The organism is Streptomyces sp. NBC_00080 (genome assembly GCF_045041255.1).
In the GTDB taxonomy this organism is placed as follows: Bacteria; Actinomycetota; Actinomycetes; order Streptomycetales; family Streptomycetaceae; genus Streptomyces; species Streptomyces coriariae.
In genome coordinates this window covers 9673870-9691518 of record NZ_CP108235.1, presented here as the reverse complement: position 1 = coordinate 9691518, position 17649 = coordinate 9673870, and the positions used below count along the sequence as shown (strand labels likewise).

The 17649-nt window shown below is 72.8% G+C and carries 15 protein-coding genes; 10 read left to right on the top strand and 5 right to left on the bottom strand.

Annotated features, from left to right (window positions below; genetic code table 11):
• Positions 1–698: 698 nt before the first annotated feature.
• Together OHU34_RS43275 and OHU34_RS43270 are read right to left on the bottom strand one after the other, a co-directional pair.
• Positions 699–2264, bottom strand: coding sequence for an MDR family MFS transporter (locus tag OHU34_RS43275; protein WP_405764014.1), 1566 nt, complete (start codon positions 2262–2264; stop codon positions 699–701).
• Positions 2265–2320: 56 nt separating this feature from the next.
• Positions 2321–3778 carry a multicopper oxidase family protein gene (locus OHU34_RS43270; RefSeq protein WP_142270675.1) on the bottom strand — a complete coding sequence of 486 codons (1458 nt, stop codon included), beginning with the start codon at positions 3776–3778 and terminating at the stop codon, positions 2321–2323.
• 474 nt (positions 3779–4252) lie between these two features.
• Between OHU34_RS43270 and OHU34_RS43265 the strand changes: the two genes are divergently transcribed.
• Complete coding sequence (locus OHU34_RS43265; RefSeq protein ID WP_268827263.1) at positions 4253–4864, top strand: nuclear transport factor 2 family protein; 612 nt, start codon at positions 4253–4255, stop codon at positions 4862–4864.
• 109 nt (positions 4865–4973) lie between these two features.
• Positions 4974–6197, top strand: a complete 1224-nt coding sequence (locus OHU34_RS43260) for a cytochrome P450 (RefSeq protein WP_142270676.1) — start codon at positions 4974–4976, stop codon at positions 6195–6197.
• Between the two features lie 34 nt (positions 6198–6231).
• Here OHU34_RS43260 and OHU34_RS43255 read toward each other — a convergent pair whose 3' ends face one another.
• Positions 6232–7332, bottom strand: coding sequence for a methyltransferase (locus OHU34_RS43255; protein WP_142270677.1), 1101 nt, complete (start codon positions 7330–7332; stop codon positions 6232–6234).
• A gap of 305 nt (positions 7333–7637) precedes the next feature.
• Here OHU34_RS43255 and OHU34_RS43250 point away from each other — a divergent pair, with 305 nt between their 5' ends.
• The 6 genes from OHU34_RS43250 to OHU34_RS43225 all read left to right on the top strand — a co-directional run bounded on the left by OHU34_RS43250 (position 7638) and on the right by OHU34_RS43225 (position 12881).
• Entirely contained in the window at positions 7638–8126 is a 489-nt protein-coding gene (locus tag OHU34_RS43250; protein ID WP_142270678.1) for a PhzA/PhzB family protein, read from the top strand.
• A 19-nt stretch (positions 8127–8145) separates the two neighbouring features.
• Positions 8146–8769 (top strand): isochorismatase family protein, encoded by a 624-nt coding sequence (locus OHU34_RS43245; RefSeq protein ID WP_142270679.1) that lies wholly within the window; start codon positions 8146–8148, stop codon positions 8767–8769.
• Positions 8766–10757 carry an anthranilate synthase family protein gene (locus OHU34_RS43240; protein ID WP_200840144.1) on the top strand — a complete coding sequence of 664 codons (1992 nt, stop codon included), beginning with the start codon at positions 8766–8768 and terminating at the stop codon, positions 10755–10757. The genes OHU34_RS43245 and OHU34_RS43240 overlap by 4 nt, the downstream gene beginning before the upstream one ends.
• A 5-nt stretch (positions 10758–10762) precedes the next feature.
• Positions 10763–11599: a PhzF family phenazine biosynthesis protein gene (locus tag OHU34_RS43235; protein WP_142270747.1), complete on the top strand. Its 837-nt coding sequence runs from the start codon at positions 10763–10765 to the stop codon at positions 11597–11599.
• A 28-nt stretch (positions 11600–11627) separates the two neighbouring features.
• Complete coding sequence (phzG, locus tag OHU34_RS43230; RefSeq protein WP_142270680.1) at positions 11628–12263, top strand: phenazine biosynthesis FMN-dependent oxidase PhzG; 636 nt, start codon at positions 11628–11630, stop codon at positions 12261–12263.
• Positions 12264–12404: 141 nt separating this feature from the next.
• A complete protein-coding gene (locus tag OHU34_RS43225) occupies positions 12405–12881 on the top strand; it encodes a carboxymuconolactone decarboxylase family protein (RefSeq protein ID WP_142270681.1) in 477 nt (158 codons plus the stop codon).
• Between the two features lie 204 nt (positions 12882–13085).
• On the opposite strand, the gene sigJ is transcribed toward OHU34_RS43225, so the two are convergent.
• Entirely contained in the window at positions 13086–14021 is a 936-nt protein-coding gene (gene sigJ / locus OHU34_RS43220; protein WP_142270682.1) for an RNA polymerase sigma factor SigJ, read from the bottom strand.
• A 612-nt stretch (positions 14022–14633) separates the two neighbouring features.
• On the opposite strand from sigJ, the gene OHU34_RS43215 reads away from it, so the two are divergent.
• Together OHU34_RS43215 and OHU34_RS43210 are read left to right on the top strand one after the other, a co-directional pair.
• Positions 14634–15842 carry a cytochrome P450 gene (locus OHU34_RS43215; protein WP_142270683.1) on the top strand — a complete coding sequence of 403 codons (1209 nt, stop codon included), beginning with the start codon at positions 14634–14636 and terminating at the stop codon, positions 15840–15842.
• 9 nt (positions 15843–15851) lie between these two features.
• Entirely contained in the window at positions 15852–16040 is a 189-nt protein-coding gene (locus OHU34_RS43210) for a ferredoxin (RefSeq protein ID WP_142270684.1), read from the top strand.
• A 220-nt stretch (positions 16041–16260) separates the two neighbouring features.
• On the opposite strand, the gene OHU34_RS43205 is transcribed toward OHU34_RS43210, so the two are convergent.
• The gene (locus OHU34_RS43205; RefSeq protein ID WP_405764019.1) at positions 16261–17418 is read right to left on the bottom strand and encodes a ScyD/ScyE family protein; all 1158 of its coding nucleotides are present in this window, start codon (positions 17416–17418) and stop codon (positions 16261–16263) included.
• Positions 17419–17649 lie beyond the last annotated feature (231 nt).

Below are 17649 nucleotides of genomic sequence, written 5' to 3'. Positions count from 1 at the left end.
TCCGGGCGGTCCGGAGCCTGCCGCGGCGGCGTGGTCCCCGCCCCCGACGCGGTGGACGCTGCCGGAGCCGGGCGGCCGCCGGCCGGTCCCGGCCCGAGCCGTGAGGTGGACGTGGAGGGCGGCGGGCAGACGGAGAGCGACGCGGGTTTCTTCATGATTCGTACCTCCGAGTGGTGGGGGGTGACGCCATGACGGCACCAGGTGGTGTGCGGGTGGCCGGGCCTGCCCGGTGGACCCGCTGCCTTCGGGTGCCGTCCGCCGTGTTGGGCGGCCTGGATGCCCGGTGGGCGGGCCGGCGCGGGACGGGGGAGCGTGCGGGGCGGCCGTGCGCCGCCGCCGGGCGAGGCCGGCCCGCCGGACGCCGGGGAACGGGCCCGGCGCGGCAGCTGCCGCGCGGTCCGTGACGCGGCGGCGCGCAGCGGCGGGAAGAGCGCCCGGCAGCGCCGGGACACCGGCCGCGAAGGGGCCCGGAGCGTGGTCCGCGGCCGGGGGCCCCGGCCCCGGGGTTCCTCGCCGGATCCGCCACGGGCCGCCGGGAGCGGGCGCACCGCGTGTCCGGTCCGCGCCGCGCACACCACCGTGGTCCGCGCACACCGCGCGGCAGGAGCCGGGCACTGACTGCCCCTTTCTGGACGGACGTATACGGGTACCGCGTGCGAAGCCGTGTCCCCGGCCGGGTCGTGGTCGGCGTGCCGTGCTCACCCGCCGTCGGGCGGGGCGGCCGCGGGGGTCGGTCCGCCGGACAGGGACACGGTCCGGCTCAGCGCGGTCTCCTTGATGAGGAGCCCCGCGACGAGGACGGCCGCGCCGGCGACGGCGGCGGCGAGGAACGCGGCGTGGGTGCCGGCGGCGGTGGCGTGCCGGTAGGCCTCGCGCACCGGTGCCGGCAGCGCGGACAGGCTTGCCGCGTCCAGCCGGGCGTGGTCGAGGGCGGGACGGCCGGGGGCACGCTCGGCCATCACGTCCAGGACGCGGCTGTTGAACAGGGCTCCCATGAGGGCGACGCCGACCGAGCTGCCGAGCATGCGGAAGAGGGCGACCGTGGCCGAGGCGGCCCCGATGTCCTTGCTGTCGACGCTGTTCTGCGCGATCAGCGTCACGATCTGGACCAGGCAGCCCAGGCCGGCGCCGAGGACCATCATGCACAGCGCGGACTGCGGCCGGGAGGTGGCGGTGTCCATCTGCGAGAGCAAGACCATCCCGGCGAGGAGCAGTGCGCCGCCCGCGACGGGAAGGATTCTGTAGCGTCCGCTGCCGGTGACGACCCGGCCCGCGAACGCGCCGACCGCGGTCATCGCGACCAGCATCGGAAGCAGCAGCAGTCCGGAGCCGGTCGCGGAGGCGCCCTGTACGGCCTGCTGGTAGAGGGGCAGGAAGAGCACGGCGCCGAACAGTACGAAGCCGGTCAGGAACGCGATCACCGACATCAGCGCGTAGTTGCGGCTGCGGAAGATGTGCGGCGGCACGATCGGCGCGGCGGTCCTGCGCTGGCGGACGGCGAAGGCGGCCAGGCACAGGGCGCCGCCTGCGGCCGGCGCGACGAGGGCGGACGGGTTCCCGGTGTGCGGGGCGCCTGCCCGGGTGGTGAGCAGGACGACCGCGGTGATGCCGGCCATCAGGAGCACCGCGCTCGGGTAGTCGATGCGCGCCGGGGAGCGTCGTCGGGGCAGCCGCAGCGCCGATGTCAGGGCCAGGGCGAGCGCGCCGACCGGCAGGTTGAGGTAGAACGCCCAGCGCCAGCCGAGATGGTCGGTGACCGTGCCGCCGACGAGCGGGCCGCCGGTCATGGCGGCCCCCATGGTGGCGGCGAGCAGGCCCTGGTAGCGGCCCTGTTCGCGCGGGGGTACGAGCTCGCCCACGATCGCGACGGCACCGGCCATCAGGCCGCCGGCGCCGATGCCCTGGAGGGCCCTGAACGCGATCAGCTGGCCCATGTCCTGGGCCAGGCCGCACAGCGCGGAGCCGGCGAGGAAGACGGCGGTCGCGCCGAGGAAGGCACCTTTGCGTCCGTGCAGGTCGCCGAGTTTGCCCCAGAGCGGCGTGACGGCGGCCGTGGCGAGGGTGTAGGCGGTGACCACCCAGGTCAGGTGCCGCACGCCGCCGAGGTCGCCGGCGACGGTGGGCATCGCGGTGCCCACGATCATGTTGTCGAGCTGGGAGAGGAGCATCGCGAGCAGCAGCGGTACCAGGGCGCGGCGCCTGTCGCGGCGCTGTGCGCGCTGCTGGTGCGCGCCGCCCGTCGCCTCACCGGCTGTGGTGGCCACCCTCGCTCTCCCTGCTCGACTCGCGTTTCTCCATGGGCAGTTGTGGGCGCCCGCGGTCAGCAGATCTTCATCGTCGCCATCATGCCCATGGCCGAGTGGTCGAGCATGTGGCAGTGATACACGTAGGTGCCCCGGTACCTGTCGAAGGTCATCTGCAGTTTGACCGTCTCTCCCGGTTTGAGTACGACGGTGTCCTTCAGGCCCGACTCGGCGGGCCCGGGTGCCGCTCCGGCCCGTTCCAGGACCCGGAACTGCACCAGGTGCAGATGGAAGTTGTGCGAGGCCTTGGTGTTGGCGTTGGTGACCGTCCAGATCTCGCTGGCCCCGAAGCGGATGCGGGCGTCGACGCGCTCGGGGTCGTAGAGCTTCTCGTCGATGTACCCCTTCGGGTCGACGCGTCCGTCCTCGTCCATCCTGAGCACCACCGTGCGCTCGGCGGTGGGCTGGGGCAGCGGCGGCAGGGTGCGCAGCGTGGAGGGTACGGAGCTGGGGTCGTCCGCCGTGCGCACCACGTCGAAGCGCATCACCTGGCCGACTTCCTCGACCGGGCCGAAGCCCGCGATGTTCTTCAGGACGATCTTCGTGCCGACCGGGTAGCGCGCGAAGTCGATGACGACGTCGGCGCGTTCGCCCGAGGAGAGGTAGACGGTCTTGGTGGTGTGCGGCTCGGGCAGCAGTCCCCCGTCCGAGGCGATCTGGATCATGTCGCTGCCGTCTTCCAGGCCCAGCTCGACGAAGCGCTGGTTGGAGGTGTTGGCAAAGCGCAGCCGGTATTTGCGGGCGGCGACCTCGAAGTAGGGGTAGGGCGCGCCGTTGACCAAGATGGTGCTGCGGGCCCGGTCGCTCATGGTGTAGACGAGCTGGCCGGTCGTGGTGTCGAAGTGCGCGTCCCGGATGCCGATCAGCACGTCGTAGTCGTCCTTGGGCAGCGGCAGAGCGGCCTCGTCGGCGTCGCTGAGCAGATAGCTGCCGTGCAGGCCGCGGTAGACGTTCTCGGACTCCACGTGGTGGGCGTGGTCGTGGTACCAGAGCGAGGCGGACCGCTGCCTGTTGGGGTAGGTGTAGACGCGTTCGGCGCCCGGCGCGATGACGTCCATGGGGCCGCCGTCGCTGTTCTGCGGCACCGAGGCGCCGTGCAGGTGGACGGAGGTGTCCACCGCGGTCTCGTTGCGCTGGCGGATGACGACGGGGCGGCCCCGGCGGGCCTTGATGGTGGGGCCGGGAAAGTGTCCGTCGAACGTCAGCAGGTCGGTCGTCAGACCGGGGAGTATCTCCTTGCTCACCGCGCGCATGGTGACCTCGTAGCGGTCCACGCCGCCGCTGGTGGACACGGGTGAGAGCACGGGGACCAGGGGCATGGGCCGGCTGAACGGCGTCACTACGGGTGCCGCGGCCGGCTGCGACGCCGCCGCGGAGGCGTCGCGTGCGTTGATGACCGGCAGAAGGGATACCCCGGTGAATCCCGTGCCGCCGATGGCGAGTCCTGCGCCGAGCACACGGCGTCGGGCGACCATGATGATGTGTCCTCCTGTGATGCGTGCCGGAAAAAAGGTGAAGAGGCGGCTCAAGTCCAGCACCGGGAACTCGTGTCCCGCTCGTGCCGTGAGCGCGGTTCCAGCCGTTGCCGAGCAGGGTTGCGGCGGGATTCGAATACGCCGCGCCCCTGGTACGCGGCCGTGCCCGCCTCCGGCTGCCCGGGACGCTGTCGTGAGCCGTGTCCGCGTCGTCGGCGGTGACCGGCGCGGGCGAGGGTCGTCGTACGGGACGCCGGACCGACCGGTGTGGGCGGCGGCCGAGGGCGGGGCCCGGTGGAAGGCAGCGGACAGGAGCCGGGCGGTGCGGGGCGAGGCGGGCGCCGTCCGTACTCCACGGGCTCTCGATCGAGTCACAGGCGTGCTGTGCAAGCGTGGCGGCACTTCCCCCTGTACGGGCCCGGCATCGACAGCGGTACGGCACGCCGCGCGTCGCGCAGTGAACGGAGATCCCCCTTGACCTGGCCGACCGGACCCGACGCGGCTCCCCCACCGGACACGGCGCTGTACCCGGAGGTGTCGGGGTTCTACGCCCGTCAGATGCAGCGCCTGGACAGCGGTGACGCGCCGGGGTGGGCGGCCACCTTCACCGAGGACGCCCTCTTCCACCTGCCGACGCGCCCGGAGCCGATGCGCGGCCGCGCGGCCCTGGAGAGCGGCGCCCGTGCGGCGGCGGCCGCGATCGCGGCCGCCGGGGAGCGCCGCCGGCACGTCACCGGCATGTTCGTCATCGACGAACGCCCGGACGGGGCCCTGGACGTGCGCGCGTACACCGTCATCTACGCCACCCGGATCGGGGGCGCCTCCCGGGTGCACCAGACCTGTGTCTGCGAGGACGTCCTGGTGCGCGCGCAGGACGGGCTGCGGGTCCGCAGCCGCCGGGTCAGCCTGGACGACCAGGCCGCCGATCAGAGCGCCGGCCGGCAGAGCGGGGCCGAGGGCGGGGTGGAGGGGGCGGGCCAGGCAGCCGGGGGCGGGCCCGGCGGGGACGTCCCCACAGCGCCCGGCGGCGCCGGAGGGCAGCCGCCCGGGCCGCGGTCCGCCGGGAGCGCGGTGTCTCCCGCGTGAAGGCCGGTCCCCGCGGCCCCGCGGCGGCGGGCCGCCGCCTGCTGTCCTGCTCCGCAGAAGTCCGATTCCTCCCCCGGCCCGCGGGCCGGGGTCTCCTCGGAGGTGTCCGATGACGGAACCGACCGGCACCACCCGGGCGCTCGCACCTCTCGCCTTCCCTCAGGACCGCGGCTGCCCCTACGAACTGCCCGCCGCCTACGCCGCCCTGCGGGACGGACCGGCCCTGTCCCGCGTCACCCTCTATGACGGCCGCGAGGTCTGGCTGGTCACCGGCCACGGCGCGGCCCGTGCGCTGCTGGCCGACCAGCGGCTGTCCTCGGACCGCCGCAGCCCCGGCTTCCCCCAGGTGTCGGCCCGCCTCGCGGCCGTCCAGCGCGACCGCAGCCCCGCTCTGTTCGGCGCCGACGACCCCGAACACCATGTGCAGCGGCGGATGATGATCCCGTCGTTCTCCCTCAGGAGTGTGAGCGCACAACGGGCACGTATCCAGCGGACCGTGGACACACTGTTGGACGCGATGATCGCGCAGGGTCCGCCCGCCGATCTGGTCTCCTCCTTCGCTCTGCCCGTGTCGCTGACGATGATCTGCGGCCTGCTCGGCGTGCCCTACGCCGACCACGCGTTCTTCACGGCGCAATGCCACAGGATGCTGAGCGGCCCCACGGGCGCCGACGCGCGGGACGCCCGCGACCGGCTGGACGGGTATCTCGGCGATCTCATCGACCGCATGGAGCGGCAGAGCGCGCCCGGCGAGGGCCTGCTGGACAGCCTCGTCCGCGACCGGCTGCGCGCGGGCACCGCGGAGCGGGCCGAACTCGTCTCGCTGGCCCTGCTCATGCTCGTCGCGGGCCATGAGACGACGGCCGGGATGATCTCCCTGGGCACGCTCACCCTGCTCGCCCACCCCGAGCGGCTGGCCGAGCTGCTGGCCGACGCGGCGCTGTGGCCGGCGGCTGTCGAGGAGCTGATGCGGATGCTGTCGATCTCGGACGGACTGGCACGTGTGGCGCTGGAGGACCTCGAGGTCGCCGGTGTCACGGTCCGGGCCGGTGAGGGCGTCCTCTTCGCGCTGTCGGTGATCAACCGCGACGCGTCGGTGTACGACGCGCCCGACGCCCTCGACTGGCAGCGTCCCGCCCGCCATCATCTGGGGTTCGGCTTCGGCATCCACCAGTGTCTGGGCCAGAATCTGGCCCGCGCGGAACTGGAGATCGCTCTGGGCAGCCTGTTCGCGCGGCTGCCCGCGCTGCGGCCGGCCGTCCCCGTGGCGGAGATCCCCTTCAAGCCGGGCGACACCACGCAGGGGCTGCTGGAATTCCCTGTCACCTGGTGAGGGACCCGTGCCGGGCGGGTCGCCCGGCACGGCGTCAGTGCCGCACGGCCGCCTCGACGACCGACGCGTGCGGTGAGGCCTCCACCACGCCCGTCACGGCGAACCCGGCCTGGGCGAGCAGCGCTTCGTACTGCGCGCGCGTGCGGCTCTTGCCGTTGAGGACCGTCATCATGACCATGTCGATGGTCTTGCCGGGGTGCGGCTCGTTGCCGGGCGGGACCAGCGCGTTGATGACGAGCAGCCGGCCGTGTCCGGGCATCGCCCGGCGGCAGCTGCGCAGGATGCGGACGCACTCCTCGTCCGGCCAGCTGGCCAGCACGTGCTTGAGGAGGTAGACATCGGCCCCTGGGGGGACCGAGGTGAAGAAGTCCCCCGCCTTGGCGCGCCAGCGGCCCGTCAGCTCCGGGGTGTCCAGCACATGGGCGCTCACGACGGACTCCAGGTCGAACAGCGTGCCCGTCAGCTGCGGATGGCGCCGCAGCAGGGCGTGCAGCAGGCCGCCACGGCCGCCGCCCACGTCGACGGCGCTCTTGGCGCCGTCGAGGTCGCAGGCCGCGGCAACGTCGTTGGTGAGTGTCCCCGAGAAGGCCGCCATGCTGGCGTTGAACGCCGCCGCCAGGTCGGGGTCGGCCGCCACGTAGTCGTAGAAGGGGACGCCGTACAGGCCCTCGAAGGCGGTCCGTCCGGTGCGTACCGCCTCGTGCAGCCGGGCTGCGGAGTGCCAGAAGACCTCCTCGCCGCGCACCAGGACGTAGTCGCGCAGGGAGCGCTCGGCGTCGCTGCGCAGCGGTTCGGCGAGCGGGGTGAGGTGGAAGCGGCCGGTCTCGTCCTCGCGGAAGACACCCTTGGTGGCGAGGAAGCGCAACACCCGGTACAGCTGCGGCCCGTCGACGCCGGCCGCGCGGGCCAGCTCCGCGGGGGTGCGCGGGCCGTCGGCCAGCAGGTCGGCGATGTCGTAGCGGGCCGCGGTGTGCAGCGCCGCCGAGTACAGGTAGCCCAGGGACAGTTCGAGCAGCTGCTCGGTCGGCTCCCTGAAGGCATCGACCGTGCCGGCGGGCGTGTCCGGGGAGGCGGCCGCTTCCGCATCGGCCGGGTGGGGGAAGGTTCCCGCGGCGTCGGGGTCAACAGCTGTCATCGGGCGCTTCGCCTCTCTCCCGCCTCTCACGAGGCACCTCAACCGGATCCGTTCGTGTCCTAGCCTGCGCCGCGTGCATCGCGGTCCGGTCGAAAAGCGCCTGAGCCGCAGGCGGACGCCGCCCGCGGCGCGGCGCCGGTGCGGCGGGCGGGCGGCGGCTGTCGAGCCGTCCTCGACCGGCCGCCAAGCCCTGGCCGAGTCGGGGAGGACATGCTTGCCCGCGACCCTTTGACCTTTTCCTCTTTATTTCGGCCGCAGTGCCGTCCTTCGGCGCCGTGCGCCCACCTACGCCGCGAGGGGATCCCATGGCCGACGCCGCACCACACGGCTTCACCGACGCCGCCGCACTGCGCCGCAAGAACCGCGCCACCGTAGAGAAGTACCTGGCGGACACCAAGGGCGAGAGCCGTCTGCGCCGGCACGAGCTGTTCGTCGAGGACGGCAGCGGCGGCCTGTGGACCAACGACACCGGCGCGCCCATCGTCATCCGGGGCCGCGACCGCCTGGCCGAGCACGGCGTCTGGTCGCTGAAGTGCTTCCCGGACTGGGAGTGGTACAACATCCAGGTTTTCGAGACGCAGGACCCCGGCTTCTTCTGGGTGGAGTGCGACGGCCACGGCAAGATCTGCTTCCCCGGCTATCCGGAGGGCTACTACGAGAACCACTTCCTGCACTCCTTCGCCCTCGACGACGGGAAGATCGTGCAGAACCGCGAGTTCATGAACCCCTTCGAGCAACTGCGTTCGCTGGGCATCCCCGTACCGGAGATCAGGCGCGCCGGAATCCCCACCTGAGGAACTGGAGAGCCCGTTCATGACCGGCATCCCGGCCATCTCCGCCTATCCGCTTCCGACCACGGGCCAGCTGCCCGCGGGCCCCGCTCCCTGGGAATTCGACCCCGGCCGCGCGGTGCTCCTCGTGCACGACATGCAGCGCTACTTCCTTGCCGCGCTGCCCGCCCCGCTGCGCCAGGAACTGCTGGACAACGCCGTCCGGCTGCGCGAGCACTGCGCGCTGCTCGATGTGCCCATCGCCTACACCGCCCAGTCCGGCGACATGGGTGCGCGTGACCGCGGCCTGCTCAAGGACTTCTGGGGTCCGGGCATGCGCGCCTCCGCAGAGGACCGCGCGATCGCCACCGCACTGGAACCGGACACCGACCAACCGGTGTTCGCCAAATGGCGCTACAGCGCCTTCTACCGCTCCCGGCTGTCGGCCTGGATGCGTGACCGGCGCCGCGACCAGCTGGTGCTGTGCGGCGTGTACGCGCACATCGGGGTACTGGCCACCGCGGTGGACGCGTTCAGCCGGGACATCGAGACCTTCCTCGTCGCCGACGCCGTCGCCGACTTCTCCGAGCGGCAGCACCGTCTGGCGCTCGAGTACGCCGCGGCGCTGTGCGCCCGGGTCGTGACGACCAAGGAGCTGGTGGGGTGAGCGCGCTCCTGGAGCGGATCCTGACGGCGCCGCCCGCCGCATACGCCCTGCTGTACCGGCCCGAGGCCACCGGGCCCGACCGCCTCGACGTCCTGACGGGCGAGGTGTCGCGGCCCGCGACGCTGGCGCAGATCCCGCTGGCCGAGCCTCCCCCGGCCGCTTCCGGCGCCCGGCACGAGCAGCTGGTGGTGGTGCCCTACCGGCAGATCTCCGAACTGGGCTACGCCTGCCCCGACGACGGTGCGCCGCTGCTGGCGATGACGGTCACCGGACAGGAGACGGTGCCCCTATACGAGGCGCTGAGCCGGCTGCCGCGGGTGGCGACGCCCCTGTCTGGGGGCTCCTTCGACCAGGACGACGACGCCTACGCGCAGACGGTGCGCGACGTCGTGCGGGAGGCGATCGGCACGGGCGCCGGCGCGAACTTCGTCATCCGGCGCTCCTTCGTCGCGGACATCACCGGCTACGGGCCGCACAGCGCGCTGGCCGTCTTCCGTCGCCTGCTGGAGAGCGAGTCGGGCGCGTACTGGACCTTCGTCATCCACACCGGCGAGCGCACCTTCGTGGGGGCGTCGCCGGAGCGGCACATCAGCGTCGAGGACGGACTGGCGGTGATGAACCCGATCAGCGGGACCTACCGCTATCCGCCGAGCGGGCCCACCCTGCCCGGCGTCATGGACTTCCTGGACGACGCCAAGGAGACCGACGAGCTGTGCATGGTGGTCGACGAGGAACTGAAGATGATGGCCCGGATCTGCGTGTCCGGCGGCCAGGTCAGGGGCCCCTACCTCAAGGAGATGGCCCGCCTGGCGCACACCGAGTACTTCATCGAGGGCCGCACCGGCCGTGACCCGCGCGAGATCCTGCGCGAGACGATGTTCGCGCCGACCGTGACCGGAAGCCCGCTGGAGAGCGCCTGCCGGGTCATCGCCCAGTACGAACAGGGGGGCCGCGGCTACTACAGCGGGGTCGCCGCGCTCATCGGCCATGACGGGCGGGGTGCGCGGACGCTGGACTCGGCCATCCTCATCCGTACCGCGGAGATCGACGGCGGCGGGCGGCTGCGGATCGGCGTCGGCTCCACGCTGGTGCGCCACTCCTGGCCGCAGGCCGAGGCGGCCGAGACCCGGGCCAAGGCGGCCGGGCTGATCGCCGCCCTGGAGGCGGGCGACGGCATCTCGTTCGCCCAGCATCCCGACGTGCGGGCCGCCCTGGAACGGCGTAACGACCAACTGGCCCCGTTCTGGCTGCACTCGGGCGGCCCGGCGGTCGTCTCCCCGCCGGAGCTTGCCGGGCGCACCGTCCTCGTGATCGACATGGAGGACACCTTCACCGCGATGATCGCCCATCAGCTGCGGGCGCTGGGCCTGGTCGTGACGGTGCGGCGGTTCGACGAGGCGTACACCTTCGACGGCCGCGACCTGGTGGTGCTCGGCCCGGGCCCGGGCGACCCCGCCGAGCCGGGGCACCCCCGCATGGAGAGCCTGCGCGGCGCGGTGCGCACCCTGCTCCAGGGGCGGCGGCCGTTCGTGGCGGTGTGCCTGAGCCATCAGATGCTCGCCCTGCGCCTGGGGTTCGAGCTGATCCGCCGGGAGCTGCCCAACCAGGGTGTGCAGAAGGAGATCGACCTCTTCGGGGAGCGGGTGCGGGTGGGCTTCTACAACACGTACGCGGCCCACGGGGCGAGCGACAGCGTGCTCGTCGACGGGGTCGGTCTGGTCGAGGCGGCCCGGGACCTCGCCACCGGCGAGGTGCACGCGCTGCGCGGCCCGCACTTCGCGTCGATGCAGTTCCACGCGGAGTCCGTGCTCACCCCCGACGGCCCCGGGCTGCTGGCGCAGGCCGTGCGCACGGCGCTGGGGATCGACGCGGCCCGCCTGGCCGCCGCCTCCGCCGGCCCGGGGCCGGGCCCGCGAAGCCGCGCGGCGGTGACGTCGATGACCGGGCCGCGGGGACGGCACGGCAAATCCGGCACCGGAACCCGGTGAGCGGCATGCACCGGTATCTCGTCGTGGACGCCTTCACCCGGGTGCGTCTCCAGGGCAACCCCGTGGCGGTCTTCTTCGACGGCGACGACCTGTCCGCGCCGCTGATGCAGCGCATCGCACGGGAGATGAACCTTTCGGAAACCACCTTCGTGCTGCGCCCGCGGCACGGCGGCGACGCCCGGATCCGTATCTTCACCCCGGTCAACGAGCTGCCGTTCGCCGGCCACCCACTGCTGGGGACGGCCGCCGCGCTCGGTGAACGCACCGACGGCGACACGCTGCGCCTGGAGACGGCCATGGGCACGATCCCCTTCGAACTGCTCCGCCGGGACGGCCGGGTGACCGGGGCCCGGATGCGGCAGCCGATCCCGACCTGGGAGCCGTTCGAGCGGGCCGGTGAACTCCTCGACGCGCTGGGCGTGCGCAAGTCGACGCTCCCGGTGGACATCTACCGCAACGGGCCACGCCATGTGTTCGTCGGCGTGGAGAGCGCCGCCGCGCTGTCCGCTCTGCGCCCCGACCACCGCGCCCTGTCGCGCTTCGAGGACATGGCGGCCAACTGCTTCGCCGGCTCCGGGGCCCACTGGCGCACCCGGATGTTCTCGCCCGCCTACGGGGTGGTCGAGGACGCGGCCACCGGGTCGGCCGCCGGCCCGCTGGTCATCCATCTGCTGCGGCACGGGGCCCTCACCCAGGGGCGGAGCGCCGAGATCATGCAGGGCGTCGACATGGGCCGCCCCTCCCGCATGCTCGCCCGCATCGGCGGCAGCGGCGAGGACTTCGCCAGTGTCGAGGTCGGCGGCGACTGCGTGATCGTGGCCCGCGGCATCCTTCTCGTCTGAGCGGCCCACGCGGCCGGAAAGGAAGAACATGACAGCGAGCAGGTCGGAGAGCCTCACGGGCACCCTCCAGGTGCCGTTCCCGGAGTACGAGGACCCGGTCGCAGACCCGGTCGCGCTGCTGCGCGGATGGCTGCGAGAGGCGCGGGAACTGGATGTACGGGAGCCGGCCGCGATGGCGCTCGCCACGGCCGACGCCCGCGGCCGCGCCTCGGTCCGCACGGTCGTGCTGGCGCGGGTGACCGACCGCGGTCTGCTCTTCGCCAGTCACCGGGGCAGCCGCAAGGGCCGGGAGATGAGCGAGAACCCGTGGGCGTCGGGTCTTCTGTACTGGCGGGAGACCAGCCGTCAGGTCAGCGTCAGCGGGCCGGTACGGCAGGTGTCCGACGCGGCGTCGGACGCCCTGTGGGCGGCCCGACCGGTGTTCACCCATGCCATGACGGTGGCGTCCCGGCAGAGCGAGCCGCTGGCGGACGCGGCGGACCTGCGCGAGCGCGCGGCCCGGCTCGCCGGCTCCGCCCCGCATCCGCGTCCCGACACCTTCGTCGGTTTCGAACTGTCCGCCCGGTGCCTGGAGTTCTGGTCCGATGGCACCGACCGGCTGCACGAGCGGCTCCGCTACGAACACAGGGACCAGGGGTGGTCGGTCACCCGTCTACAGCCCTGACGCCGGGCCCGGCCGGGAGCGGCGGGCCCGCTTGCGGCGCGCGGCCCGGCAGGAGACGCGCGTCACATGCGGCGGCCTCACATTTCGCGGGGCTGTGTCGTCGTAGAGATGTACCTGCCGACAAACATTGAGGGATGCGTCATGGAAGCCCGCTTGAACCTCTCCGCCAGCCCGCTCGCAGGCAAGGCCCTGAAGTACATCGCCTCGGCGAGCAAGGCGATCTTCGACGGCACGACGGTGCCGAAGGCAACGCAGGACCTGGTCATGCTCCGCGCCAGCCAGATCAACGGCTGCGGCTTCTGCACCGACATCCACACCAAGGACGCCGCGCACGCCGGGGAGACCACGGTGCGGGTCAACCTGGTCGCGGCCTGGCGCGAGTCCACGGTGTTCACCGACGCCGAGCGCGCCGCCCTGGAGCTGACGGAGCAGGGCACCCGTATCGCCGACGCGGCCGGCGGTGTGACGGACGAGGCCTGGTCCGATGCCGCCAAGCACTACAACGAGGAGGAGCTCGTCGCCCTGTCGACGCTCATCGCCCTCATCAACGCCACCAACCGTCTGGGTGTCATCACCCGGCAGCAGGGTGGCAGCTACCAGCCCGGCCAGCTCGGATAGCCAGCGGGAGACGGACGCCGCGTGATGCGGCGGCAGACGCCCCGGGACGCCGCACAACGCGGCGTCCCGGGGCGTTCCCCGTGCACCGGGCGGCCGACGGTGCCCTGTGTGGGGCGGACGCGGGCAGAGCGCGTCACAACGCCGGCGCGGGCCGTCTCGCAGTGAGTACGGCCCGCGCCGGCCCGAAGGCACCCGCACGCTCCGTCAGAGCATCCAGGACCGGAGCTTGTCGGGGTTGAGCACCGCCCAGATGTGCTTGATCCGGTCGCCCGCCACGTCGAACGCCAGCACCGACAGGGCGACGCCCTCACGCTGCAGCACCAGACCGGGCTGGCCGTTGACCTTGCACTCCAGGATCGTCAGGCCCGGTGCGGTGCCCGCGGAGTCGATGAAGAAGCGGGCGACCTGCTCGCCGCCCTCGACGGGGTGGAGCTGGGCCCCGACCAGGCCGCCGCCGTCGGTGATCGTCGTGGCGTCGGGGTCGAGAAGGCCGATGAGGGCCTCGATGTCCTGGGCCTCCCATGCCTGCTTGAAGTCCCGTACGACGCCCGCGCGCTGGACCGCGGCCGCCGCGGTCGCGGGGGCCTGCTGCCCGCGCATGCGGCGGCGGGCCGACGAGGCCAGCTTGCGGCACGCAGCCGGTGTCCGGCCGACGATCTCCGCCACTTCCGCGAACGAATAGTGGAAGACGTCGTGCAGGATGAAGGCCACGCGCTCGGCCGGGGTCATCGACTCGAGCACGATGAGGAAGGCCATGTTGACCGACTCGTCGAGGGTGACCCGGTCGGCGGGGTCGCCGGCGCCGCCGGACCGCCCGCTGAACCACTCCATACGATCGGGCAGCGGCTCCGGCACCCATTCGCCCACGTACGTCTCGCGCTTGGCCCGTGCCGAGCCGAGCAGGTCGAGGCAGATGCGGCTGGCGACCTTGGTCAGCCATCCGCCGGGGGACGCGATGTCCTGCCGCTGCTGCGGGGACATGGCGTACCAGCGGGCGTACGTCTCCTGGACGACGTCCTCGGCGTCGGCCACCGAGCCGAGGAACCGGTACGCGAGATTGATCAGCTGGCGCCGTTCGCTCAGGACCGCGCTGAGACCCGGATCGAACCGGCCGTCGCCTAACTCGGACTGCACGCTCATGGTGTCGCCGCCCCCCTCGGCCGCGCCCTTCTCCCACCGGCTGACAAGGCATCACACCCGGGCGGCGCGTCCCTTCAGTTTACCTGGGGGGCCTAGGGGATCGCCTGAGGAGAGGGCCGATCCGGGCGGTCTCGCGGACCGTGCGCGCACCGGCGGCCGCCGGCCGCCGGTTGAGGCGCCGTCTCACACCGGTGGAAACGCGGTGGAGGGCGCTGCCAGGAGCCCGCAACGGGTTCCTTCCGCGTGGACCCGCCCTCACCTGCACACGGTGGCACAGCGGTGCGGTTCTTGCCGGTGCGGCCGGTGTCCGAGGGCGGAGGTTCCGATGTTGCACACCGGGTGGCGGCCGTCGCGCGCGTCTATGGTGGCGCCGGTCGGATCCGCCCCTGGCGGCAGAGGGCACGCCGAGTCCGGGAGCGCCATGTCGAGGGCGAGCATGCCGTGGACGGGGTCCTTCCCGGCAGCGGCAGCCGTGCCCGGCGCCCTGACCCGCAGGGGCCGGAAGGCGGGAGCCCTCACCCCGATCGACACGGCGGCCGCCCAACCGTGCGGCGCCGCTGGAGTTTTGGCCGCCTGCCCCGGTTCCCCTGCTTCTACAGTTGCGAGGCATCCATGACGCAAGAAGCCGTGACGGAAGAACTCGTCGCCTTCCCCCAGGACCGTACGTGTCCCTACCACCCACCGGCCGGGTACGACCCGCTGCGCGCGGCCCGTCCGCTGTCCAGGGTCAGGCTCTACGACGGGCGCTCGGTGTGGCTCGTCACCGGATTCGCCGCGGCCCGGGAGCTGCTCAGCGACCCGCGGCTGTCCGCCGACCAGGACAACGAGGCGTTCCCCTCGCCGACCGAGGGCTTCAAGAACCGTGTCCGCGGGCGCCGTCTGTCCCTGCTGGGCATGGACGATCCCGAACACAAGGCGCTGCGGCGGACAGTGATTCCCAGTTTCACGGCCAAACGCATCTCCGCGCTGCGCCCCCGGGTCCAGGAGATCGTCGATCGGCTCATCGACGACATCATCGCCCAGGGCCCGCAGACCGAGCTGGTGAGCACGTTCGCGTTGCCGGTGTCGTCCCAGGTGATGTGTCTCCTGCTCGGTGTGCCGTACGCCGATCACGAGTTCTTCGAGGAGCAGTCTCGGCGGTTGCTGGCCGGCCCGACGGTCGCGGACACGCAGCAGGCCGGGGAGCGGCTTGACGCCTACCTGGGCGCGCTGATCGAGCACAAGCAGCGCGAGCCCGGTGACGGACTGCTCGACGAACTGATCCACGAGCAGCTCGCCGAAGGGGTCATCCAGCGCGACGAGTTGATGGCGCTGGCGGCCCTGCTGGTCGTCGCCGGGCACGAGACCACCACGAACATGATCTCTCTGGGGACGTTCACGCTGCTGGAGCACCCCGACCGGCTCGCCGAACTGCGCGCGAACCCGGAGCTGATGCCCGCGGCCGTCGAGGAGCTGCTGCGTTTCCTGTCCGTCGCCGAGGGCGGGATGCGGGTGGCGACGCAGGACATCGAATTCGGCGGGCAGACGATCCGCGCCAACGACGGCGTCATGATGTCGACGTCCCTGATCAACCGTGACGACGCGGTCCACAGCGAGCCCGACGAGCTGGACTGGCACCGCCCGGACCGCCACCACCTCGCGTTCGGTTTCGGCATGCACCAGTGCCTGGGGCAGAACCTGGCCCGGGCCGAGATCGAGATCGCGCTGCGCACCCTGTTCGAGCGGCTGCCCGGCCTGAAGCTCGCGGTGCCCGCGCGGGAGATCCCCTTCAAACCGGGGACCACGTTGCAGGGCATGATCGAACTCCCGGCCACCTGGTAGGTGATGAGCATGCGGATCCACGTCGACAAGGACCGGTGCATGGGCGCGGGCATGTGCGCGCTCACCGCCCCGGGCGTCTTCACGCAGGACGACGACGGTCTCAGCGAGGTCCTGCCCGGCCGTGAGGACGGCGCGGGTGAACCGCTGGTGCGCGAGGCTGTACGGGCCTGTCCGGTGCAGGCCATCGCGGTCGGGTGAGGAGAGGGCAGCCGCCGGGCCGGACACGTTGCTGAGGTCCGGCCAGGCGGGCGGGGAGGCCGCGGGCGAGGTACGCCCGTGGCCTTGCGCGCGTGCGGGGCGCCCGCGCGCCCGGCGGGCGGGCGGGCCGTGGCCCCGGGGTGGCCTGTGCCGCGGGGGGTGTCCGTGCGCGAAAGGGGGTGCCGTCCCCCCAGGCTCGGGCGGCCCGGGGGGAAGCAGGTCAGCGGGCCGGGAACTTCAGGAGTTCGCCGCTGGTGCCCAGGGCGTTGTTGGTGACGTAGATGTCACCGCGCGGGCCGACGGCCACGCCCAGCGGCACGGTCAGGCGGTTGCCGGTGTCGATCGGGGTGAGGGCGCCCGTCTTCTTGTTGATCCGGGTCAGCGCGCCGGGCAGCGGGGCGGTCGAGGTGCCGGTGTTGTAGGACAGGGCGATCAGGTCGCCGTCGGGGGCCAGGGCGAGGTCGATGACGTCGGTCAGGCCGGTGGCGAAGACGGTCGGCGAACTGCCGGGGACATAACGCCAGACACGGCCGAGGCCCTGCCGCAGGGCGCTCATGTCGGAGATGTAGAAGGCGCCGTCGTGGCCGCGCACGATGCCGGTCGGCACCGCCTGGGCCTGTCCGGCCGGGGTCAGGGGCCGGACGGCCGAAGCGGCGGCGGGCAGCACGTTGTTGGGGAAGACGAACTCGGTCGTGGTGGTGCCGTCGGGGTGGACCCGGATCAGGTCGTTGGCGCCGGCGTCGGTGACCAGGAAGTCACGGCCGTCGCGGGCGAAGTCGGCCGGGTTGGAGAAGACCTCGTTGTTGCCGGTCACGGAGTCGGGGTCGTGGCGGGCCTCGTGCTCGGCCAGGTCCCCCAGCACCTTGCCCCGTGCGATGCTCAGCGTGCCGAGCGGCCCGCTGCCCGCGCCGAGCGCCGCACGGTCCGCGGGCAGGCCGCTGAGGCCGTAGACCACCCGGTAGGCGCCGTTGCGGCCGGCTTCGGACCGCAGTGCTCCGGTGACCAGGCTGGAGCCGTCGGTGCGGTAGATCAGCTCGGAGGGCAGGCCGGTGACGACACGGCTCTGCCGGGAGCCCTTGACCCGGTAGAGGGAGCCGGTGAAGCCCAGGCACCGGGTGATGGCGCCGGGCGACGCCGTGCAGGGGGTGGCCGGGCCGCTGCCGGCCTCCGCGACCAGGACCGAGCCGTCGGGCTGCACCGTGACGCCCCGCGGGTTGTGCAGGCCGCTCGCCACCACCACGGGCGCCGCGGCCTTGGGCGGGTGGGCGGCGGACGCGGCCCGGGTCCCGGCCTGGGCCGGGATCACCGTCGCCGTGAGGCTGCCCACGACCGCCGCCGCCAGGAAGGCCCCCGCCCAGGACTTGGATGCTTTCGACATGTCACTCCTCAACTCGGCACGCCCCCCACAAGAAGTGGGTGAATTCAACCGGCGGTCACCATAGGCGCAGGAGTTGACCGGAACGCACTGTGCAACATCGGAAAGGGGGATGTGGGCGCACCGGCCGCACGGGCAGGAATCGGTAACCGTCCGGCTCCGTGCGCCGGGTGAGGGCGGAGTGCGGACGAACGGATTCCGTGCGTGGTCCGGAGAGCGGCTCCCCCGCCTTGC

What these genes read in the sequence shown, in the direction of transcription:
- OHU34_RS43270 (WP_142270675.1), bottom strand. Translation starts at nt 3,778, where the DNA reads ATGGTCGCCCGACGCCGTGTGCTCGGCGCAGGACTCGCCATCGGCGGC.
- OHU34_RS43260 (WP_142270676.1), top strand. Translation starts at nt 4,974, where the DNA reads ATGACGGAACCGACCGGCACCACCCGGGCGCTCGCACCTCTCGCCTTC.
- OHU34_RS43255 (WP_142270677.1), bottom strand. Translation starts at nt 7,332, where the DNA reads ATGACAGCTGTTGACCCCGACGCCGCGGGAACCTTCCCCCACCCGGCC.
- OHU34_RS43250 (WP_142270678.1), top strand. Translation starts at nt 7,638, where the DNA reads ATGGCCGACGCCGCACCACACGGCTTCACCGACGCCGCCGCACTGCGC.
- OHU34_RS43245 (WP_142270679.1), top strand. Translation starts at nt 8,146, where the DNA reads ATGACCGGCATCCCGGCCATCTCCGCCTATCCGCTTCCGACCACGGGC.
- OHU34_RS43235 (WP_142270747.1), top strand. Translation starts at nt 10,763, where the DNA reads ATGCACCGGTATCTCGTCGTGGACGCCTTCACCCGGGTGCGTCTCCAG.
- phzG (WP_142270680.1), top strand. Translation starts at nt 11,628, where the DNA reads ATGACAGCGAGCAGGTCGGAGAGCCTCACGGGCACCCTCCAGGTGCCG.
- OHU34_RS43225 (WP_142270681.1), top strand. Translation starts at nt 12,405, where the DNA reads ATGGAAGCCCGCTTGAACCTCTCCGCCAGCCCGCTCGCAGGCAAGGCC.
- sigJ (WP_142270682.1), bottom strand. Translation starts at nt 14,021, where the DNA reads ATGAGCGTGCAGTCCGAGTTAGGCGACGGCCGGTTCGATCCGGGTCTC.
- OHU34_RS43215 (WP_142270683.1), top strand. Translation starts at nt 14,634, where the DNA reads ATGACGCAAGAAGCCGTGACGGAAGAACTCGTCGCCTTCCCCCAGGAC.
- OHU34_RS43210 (WP_142270684.1), top strand. Translation starts at nt 15,852, where the DNA reads ATGCGGATCCACGTCGACAAGGACCGGTGCATGGGCGCGGGCATGTGC.
- OHU34_RS43205 (WP_405764019.1), bottom strand. Translation starts at nt 17,418, where the DNA reads ATGTCGAAAGCATCCAAGTCCTGGGCGGGGGCCTTCCTGGCGGCGGCG.